The sequence below is a fragment of the Streptomyces sp. MA5143a genome, from assembly GCF_900290235.1.
In the GTDB taxonomy this organism is placed as follows: domain Bacteria; phylum Actinomycetota; class Actinomycetes; order Streptomycetales; family Streptomycetaceae; genus Streptomyces.
In genome coordinates, this window is sequence record NZ_OLMK01000122.1 from 35,288 (window position 1) to 42,553 (window position 7,266).

The following is a 7,266-nucleotide window of genomic DNA, read 5'->3' on the forward strand; positions in this document are numbered from 1 at the left end:
GCCGGGGCGGGGCGGGCGTCCGGAATCCAGCGTGCGAACTCCCTTGAGGGACTAGGTTGTTGTGCGTTCAATGACGACCCCTCAGGAGAGGCTTCATGGCCGGAGACGCGCTCAGCCAGGACCCCGCCGACCTGCGGAGGAGGATCGACACCACCAAGGCGCACCCGGCACGCGTCTACGACGTCTTCCTCGGCGGCAAGGACAACTACCCCGTGGACCGCGAGGCGGCCGGCGCGGCGCTCGCGGCCAACCCGCGCGGCTACCTCGACGTCCGGCACAACCGGGACTTCCTGCGCCGGGCCGTGACCACGCTCACCAAGGACGAGGGCGTCCGGCAGTTCCTCGACATCGGCACCGGGCTGCCGACCGCCGAGAACGTCCACCAGATCGCCCAGGACATCACCCCCGGCACCCGGGTCGTGTACGTCGACAACGACCCCGTGGTCCTCGCGCACGCCCGCGCGCTCCTCACCAGCGGACCCGAGGGCGCCACCGACTACATCGACGCCGACTTCCGGGAACCGGCCCGCATCCTCGAAGAGGCCGCCAGGACGCTCGACTTCGACGAGCCGATCGCGCTGTGCCTGGTGGCGCTGCTGCACTTCGTCGAGGACGAGGTCGCCTACCCCGTCGTACGCGAACTGGTCGACGCGCTGCCCGCCGGGAGCCGGCTCGTCCTCACCCACCTCACGGAGGACCTCAACCCGTCGAAGATCCGCGCGGTGCGGGACACGTACACCAAGCGCGGGTTCACCTTCGTGCTGCGCTCCCGCGACGAGGTGGCGCGGTTCTTCGAGCAGAGCGGGCTCGCCGTGGACGAGCCGGGCGTCGTTCCCGTCCACCACTGGCGGTTCGAGGGCGGCGCGCCACTGCCTCCCGAGATGGAGCCGCACACGCTGGCCGCGCTGGACGACATCGACAAGGTCCGCTACCGGGACATCAACGACGTGACCGACGCGGACATCAACGTGTACGCGGCCACCGGCAGGAAGGGCTAGCGACCGCCCGCCTCCTTCAAGAGGGGGCGGTGGCCGGCCGCCCCGTCTGCGTTCAGCTCAGCCTCCCGTGCCGAACCATGTCTCCGCCAGGGCGTCCAGGTCCTTGCGGGGCGGGGCCGGGAGCCTGCGCAGATACCAGTTCAGGTCGCTGTAGACGTGCAGGAGGGTGTACGCCATCAGTTCCCGGGGGTCGAACGGGGGCCGGCCGTACGCGTCGTAGAAGAGTTTCAGGAGCGCGGGGTCGGCGGCGGTCAGGAACAGGCCGACGCTGACGAAGTCGTACGCCGGCGCGCCGATCATGGCGGGCTCGAAGTCGAACAGGCCGGTCAGGCGCCAGTCGTCGTGCGGGTCGACCGTGAGGTGCTCGCGCATCAGCTCCGTGTGGAGCAGCACCGGCCGGGCGGGGGCGGTGAGCGGCACCGAGCGCAGGAAGTCGGGGATCTGTTCCAGCCATGGTTCGGGCAGGCCACCGCCGGCCTGCTGCTCGACCGCGGCCGCCCGCTGACCGGCCAGGAACCGCGACCAGTCGGGCGGTCCGACGACGGAGGCCACCGGGCCCGGATCCAGGGCGTGCAGGGCGGCCAGGCACTCGGCGGTCTCCGCGACGATCCGCTCCTGGTCCGCCCTCGGGATACGCGGCCAGGCCTCGTTGAGGTCCTCGCCGGGCAGCCGGGACATCAGAACGAAGCGCCAGCCGTTCTTGTACTGGTCGGCGGACTGCAACCGGGGCGTGGGGATCGGCAGTCGCCCCCACAGATGGGACAACAGCCGGGCCTCCCGCACGGCTTCCGACGCTTCGAAGCCCGGATAGAGCTTCAGGACGAGGGCGTCACCGACCGCGTACACCGGCAACGAGCCCTCGGGGAAACGCACGATTCGCGCGCCTGCGAGACCGAGTTGAGCACAGAGATCCTGGGCGGCCGGTCGCAGCAGGGCCTCGTCACCGACGACTTCTTCCAGTTCGTCGTTCGTGTCCACGCTGGGCAGCATGCGCGCAGCCTAGGGGGTACGGGACCGTGTCCGCATCGCGAAACCAGAGGATGTAAGGGGCATGCATCTCTCTAGAGTGAGGGCACGGGCGGGGCCGAACCGCCCTGAATATGCCACTACGGGTGTGGGGTGGATGCTGTGGACGCTGCGCGGGCCATGAACGACGTGGGATTTGTCGGGGGTTCGATCGTTGCGGGCGAAGTGCGCGCCGGGTTCGACGGGGCCGCCGCGGCGCCCGTGCCGGCTCTCGCCGAGCGCGTCACCACCGTCGGGGGTTCCCCCGTACGGGACATCCTCGCCGTCACCTCACGGCCCGAAGTCGTCAACTTCGCGGGCGGTCTGCCCGCCCCGGAGCTGTTCGACACCGAGGGGGTGGCTGCGGCCTTCCGGGACGTGCTCACCGGGTCGGCCGGACGCGCGTTGCAGTACGCGACGACCGAGGGCGAGCCGGTGCTCCGCGAGGCGCTCGCCGCCCGGTACGGCGCCCGGGGGCTGCCCACCGACGCCGACGGGGTGCTCGTCACCACCGGGTCGCAGCAGGCGCTGTCGCTGCTCGCCACCGCGCTCCTCGAACCGGGCGACGTCGTCCTCGTCGAGGACCCCTGCTATCTGGCCGCGCTCCAGGCGTTCCGGCTCGCGGGGGCCCGGGTGCTGGCCGTGCCCGGTGACGCGGACGGCGTCGACCCCGACGCGCTGGCCGCACTGGTGACGCGGACCCGGCCCAAGCTCTTCTACACCGTGCCCACGTTCCAGAACCCCACCGGGCGCACCCTGCCGGCCGAGCGGCGCGCGGCCGTCGCCTCCGTCGCCGCGCGGCTCGGGCTGTGGATCGTCGAGGACGACCCGTACGGCGAACTCCGCTTCGAGGGGGAGCGGGTGCCGTGGATCGCGTCCTACCCGGGCGCCGAGGACCGTACGGTGCTGTTGGGCTCCTTCTCCAAGGTGATGGCGCCCGGCATGCGGCTGGGCTGGCTGCGGGCGCCGGCCGCGCTGCGGCGGGCCTGTGCGGTCGCCAAGCAGGCGGCCGATCTGCACACCTCGACCGTCAACCAGCTCGCCGCGGCGCGGTATCTGGCCGACCGGGACCTCGACGCCCATGTGGGCCGCGTCGCGGCGGTGTACCGCGAGCGCCGTGACGCGATGCTGTCCGGGCTGGCGGGGGCCCTGCCGGAGGGCTCCGTCTGGAACCGTCCCGAGGGCGGCATGTTCCTCTGGGCGCGGCTGCCCGCGGGGTACGACACGACGGCGCTGCTTCCGCGGGTGGTCGAGCATGACGTGGCGTACGTGCCGGGGGCGCCGTTCTACGCGGGGGTCGCTGATCGCTCGACGATGCGGTTGTGCTTTGTGACGCAGGCGCCGGGGGAGATTCGGGAAGGGTTGCGCAGGTTGGGGGAGGGGTTGGGCGCGGGCGCCTAGCAGCTCGGGGGCGTGCGGTTCGTTGGCGGGTGCGGGTGCGTCGTGGTTTCTCGCGCAGTTCCCCGCGCCCCTGGAAAGCCGGGGCCGCGCCCCGTGCTTTCAGGGGCGCGGGGCGGTGACATCTGCGGCTCCGCCGCGTGGGCGCGATCAGCCCCCACTCACCCGCGGGGACGGGGGCTCAGTCCCACCAGAACGTCCACGTGTCGGCTCCGAGCAGCGTCTGCGCGTACCTGTCGGGCGGGGTCTGCCGAATCGTGTCGGGGCAGAAGGCGACGTGTTCGGCGGCGAGGTGACCGGCCTCCGTCTCGGTCGTGGGCGGGGTGGCCACCGAGACGGTGAGGTGGTCGAAGCCGAGGGCGACGACGCGTATGCCGAAGCGGTCCTCCCAGGAGCGCAGGACCGCGCACAGACGGGCCACGTCGCTCTCGTGGTTCAGCGGGCCGCCCCAGCCGATGGCCGCCGGGATGTCGGCGCTGCGGCGGGCCGGGACCAGCGCGAGGCGGGGTTCCTTGAGCCGCGTACGGCCGGCCAGGAGCGCGTCGGCGACCTCGGCGGCGAGAGCGTCCGGGTCGGGGCCGCCGTCGTCCGGGCCGGCGGTCTCCGTGAGCCCCGGCCAGTCCTCGGCGCCCGCCGCGTCCCCGGCCGTGTCACCGGTCGGCGCGACGGTGTCCCAGAGGTCCGCCAGGACCTCCTCGGGGTCGTGGTCGCCGGGGTACGACATCTCGCCCGGCATCAGTTCCCACTCCTCCGGGCCGCCCCGGCCGTCCCCGACGTCCAGCAGCACCGGGAGGAGACCGGCCGTGCGCCGGGCGGGCTGCGCGGCCGTCCAGGCGCCGGGCTCGGCCGGCTCGTCCGCGTACCACAGCAGCGGCTCGTGCCACGGCCCCTCGTTCGTCGTGTCGATCGACCGGCCGGGCGGAAGGGGCCGTTCCAGCCCGAGGGAGCGGCCGGTCGGGTCCGCCGCGAGGCCGGGCAGCGGGTTGGGAAGTGTCGCCATGCCGCGACTGTAGGGCCGGGCACCGACAACGGGCCCTCCGGGCGCCCGGGAAGGGCCCCGCCGCCTCACGGGCCGCCGGCGCGCCGTGCCCCAAAGGGCAATGCCCCAAGAGACGATTTCGGCCAACTCGCGGGGAATTTAGGGTGGTTGAACCTTCACCACCGTCTCGAAAGGCCCCCTTCACCCATGCGTACCTTCGCCCCCGCCACCCGCGCCGGAGTCCTCGCCGCCACCGCCGGCGCCCTGCTGTTCACCGGTGTCGCCGCCCAGGGCACGGCCGTCGCCGCGCCGCAGGCCAAGGCGAGCAAGCTCACCGTCGCCAAGTACCGCGACTGGCTGAAGAACAACGACGAGGGCGCCGCCTCCATCAAGGTGCTCAAGGCGTTCGACAAGCTCCCCAAGGCCAAGCAGCAGAAGTTCGTCGACTACCTCCAGAACAGGAAGGTCCAGGAGGCGTACAAGGTCCGGGCCGGCGGCTACATCAACCGCGGCGGTCACAACGAGCAGGCCTACAACAAGGACGTCCGCTTCGTGGCCGACGTCAAGGGCGTCCGCAAGGCCGCGCCGGGCGGAGCGCACATCACGCTGACCTTCACCGCCAGCGAGCGGATCTACGGCATCACGGTCATCACCCAGAGGACCGTGCTGTCCTACGACTACGGCACCGCCGTGAAGTCGCCGAAGTACCAGCGCTCCGTCACCAACCTCAACGGGGCCTTCGCGATCACCGCGCCGCAGAAGGACGCCGTCAAGGTCAGCGGCCGCAACATCCAGGCCACCACCGCGTGGCAGGCCAAGCCGCTGTACGGCTCCGCCGGCACCACCACGCTCGCCCTGCCGCAGACCACCTCCACGGTGAACGTGAAGTTCAACGCCTGGGTCGGCAAGCGCTGAGACACCGCCGCGCGGGGACACGACGTGGGGGTGTCCCCGCGCGACGGCAACGGTCGGTCGGGTCGGTCAGAGGCGCTCGGGGGTCCGGATGCCGAGCAGGGCCATGCCGCGGTGGAGGGTGCGGGCCGTCAGGTCGATCAGGAACAGACGGTTCTCCACGACCTCGGGCGCGTTGTCCGGGGACAGCACGTGGCACTGGTCGTAGAACGTCGTCAGCAGCGTCGCCAGCTTGAACAGGTAAGCGGCCAGCTTGTGCGGCTCGTACCCCTCCGCGACCTCCGCGAGCGTCTCGCCGAACTGGTCCAGGTGCAGACCCAGCGCCCGCTCCGCCGGGGCCAGCTCCAGCTCCGGGTGGGCGGCCGGACGGGTCTCGCCCGCCTTCCGCAGGATCGACTGGATACGGGCGTACGCGTACTGGAGGTACACCGACGTGTCGCCGTTCAGCGACACCATCTGGTCCAGGTCGAACTTGTAGTCCCGTACGGCGGACGTCGACAGGTCGGCGTACTTCACCGCGCCGATGCCCACGTACCGCCCGTTCTCGACGATCTCCTGCTCGGTCAGGCCCACCTTCTCGGCCTTCTCCCGGACCACGGCCGTCGCCCGCTGCACCGCCTCGTCGAGGAGGTCCTCCAGCCGGACCGTCTCGCCCTCACGGGTCTTGAACGGCTTGCCGTCCTTGCCGAGGACCGTGCCGAACGCCAGCTGGTGCGCCTTCACGTCGTCGTTCAGCCAGCCCGCCCGGCGCGCCGTCTCGAAGACCATCTTGAAGTGCAGTGACTGCCGGGCGTCCACGACGTAGAGCAGCGTGTTCGCCTTCTGGCTGAAGACCCGGTCGCGGATCGCGGACAGGTCGGTCGCCGCGTAGCCGTAGCCGCCGTCCGACTTCTGCACGATCAGCGGGACCGGGTTGCCCTCCGGGCCCTTGATGTCGTCGAAGAAGACACAGAGCGCGCCCTCGGAGCGGACCGCCACCCCCGACTCCTCCAGCAGCCGGCACGTCTCGTCCAGCATGTCGTTGTAGCCGGACTCGCCGACGATGTCCGGGTCCCGGATCTCCATGTCCAGCTTCTCGAACACGGAGTAGAAGTAGATCTTCGACTCGTCCACGAACCGCTGCCACAGCGCGAGCGTCTCCGGCTCGCCCGCCTGGAGGTCGACCACCCGGCGCCGGGCCCGCGTCTTGAACTCCTCGTCGGAGTCGAACAGCGCCCGCGACGCCTTGTACAGGCGGTTCAGGTTCGACATGGCCTCCTCGCCGGAGACCGCCGTGTCCTCGCCGTCCGCCTTGTGGTCCAGCTCGTGCGGGTGCTCCAGCAGGTACTGGATCAGCATGCCGAACTGGGTGCCCCAGTCGCCGATGTGGTGCCTGCGGACCACGTTCTCGCCGGTGAACTCGAGGATCTGGACGACCGCGTCACCGATCACCGCGGAACGGAGGTGGCCGACGTGCATCTCCTTCGCCACGTTCGGCTGGGCGTAGTCGATGACCGTCGTACCGGGGCGCTCCGCGAGCGGCACGCCGAGCCGGACCTCGTCCGCGTAGCGCTCCGCGAGGTTACGGGTGATCGCCGCGTCGGTGAGGGTGATGTTGAGGAAGCCGGGGCCCGAGACCTCGATCTCCTTGATCAGGTCGCTGGTCACCCCCGACTCGACCTTCGCGACGACCTGCGTGGCCAGCTCCCGAGGGTTCGCCTTGGCCTTCTTCGCCAGGGCGAGGATGCCGTTGGCCTGGAAGTCCGCCCGGTCGCTGCGTCGCAGCAGCGGGTCCGCGGGGGCCTCCGGCAGGGTGGCCGAGAGGGCGGTCGCGAGGCGCTGGTGGACGGTGGCGGTGAGGGACGTGACCGGAGCCATGAGATGGGGAGCCGTTCTCCTCGGGGTACGGGTGGATGTCGTTCAGTATCCCACGGGGGGTAAAGGGGTTTTCTGGCGAGCCGAGGGCGCCTGGTAGCTCGGGGGTGCGGGTTCGTC

The 7,266-nt window shown here is 71.3% G+C and carries 6 protein-coding genes; 3 read left to right on the forward strand and 3 right to left on the reverse strand.

Translation table 11 applies throughout. The features are described from left to right. Positions 1-95 precede the first annotated feature (95 nt). Positions 96-998 carry an SAM-dependent methyltransferase gene (locus SMA5143A_RS38905; RefSeq protein WP_107467507.1) on the forward strand — a complete coding sequence of 301 codons (903 nt, stop codon included), beginning with the start codon at positions 96-98 and terminating at the stop codon, positions 996-998. A gap of 57 nt (positions 999-1,055) precedes the next feature. Here the strand turns inward: SMA5143A_RS38905 and SMA5143A_RS38910 are convergent, their stop codons facing one another. After that, the gene (locus tag SMA5143A_RS38910; RefSeq protein ID WP_107467508.1) at positions 1,056-1,988 is read right to left on the reverse strand and encodes a phosphotransferase family protein; all 933 of its coding nucleotides are present in this window, start codon (positions 1,986-1,988) and stop codon (positions 1,056-1,058) included. Between the two features lie 129 nt (positions 1,989-2,117). Between SMA5143A_RS38910 and SMA5143A_RS38915 the strand changes: the two genes are divergently transcribed. Beyond that, positions 2,118-3,404, forward strand: coding sequence for an aminotransferase-like domain-containing protein (locus tag SMA5143A_RS38915; protein ID WP_258193991.1), 1,287 nt, complete (start codon positions 2,118-2,120; stop codon positions 3,402-3,404). A 178-nt stretch (positions 3,405-3,582) separates the two neighbouring features. On the opposite strand, the gene SMA5143A_RS38920 is transcribed toward SMA5143A_RS38915, so the two are convergent. Continuing rightward, entirely contained in the window at positions 3,583-4,401 is an 819-nt protein-coding gene (locus SMA5143A_RS38920) for a DUF4253 domain-containing protein (protein ID WP_107467510.1), read from the reverse strand. A 186-nt stretch (positions 4,402-4,587) separates the two neighbouring features. On the opposite strand from SMA5143A_RS38920, the gene SMA5143A_RS43315 reads away from it, so the two are divergent. Next, entirely contained in the window at positions 4,588-5,295 is a 708-nt protein-coding gene (locus tag SMA5143A_RS43315; protein ID WP_181362226.1) for a hypothetical protein, read from the forward strand. A gap of 66 nt (positions 5,296-5,361) precedes the next feature. Here SMA5143A_RS43315 and argS read toward each other — a convergent pair whose 3' ends face one another. After that, on the reverse strand, positions 5,362-7,149 hold the full coding sequence (gene argS / locus SMA5143A_RS38935) for an arginine--tRNA ligase (RefSeq protein WP_107467513.1): 1,788 nt from the start codon (positions 7,147-7,149) through the stop codon (positions 5,362-5,364). Positions 7,150-7,266: the final 117 nt, after the last annotated feature.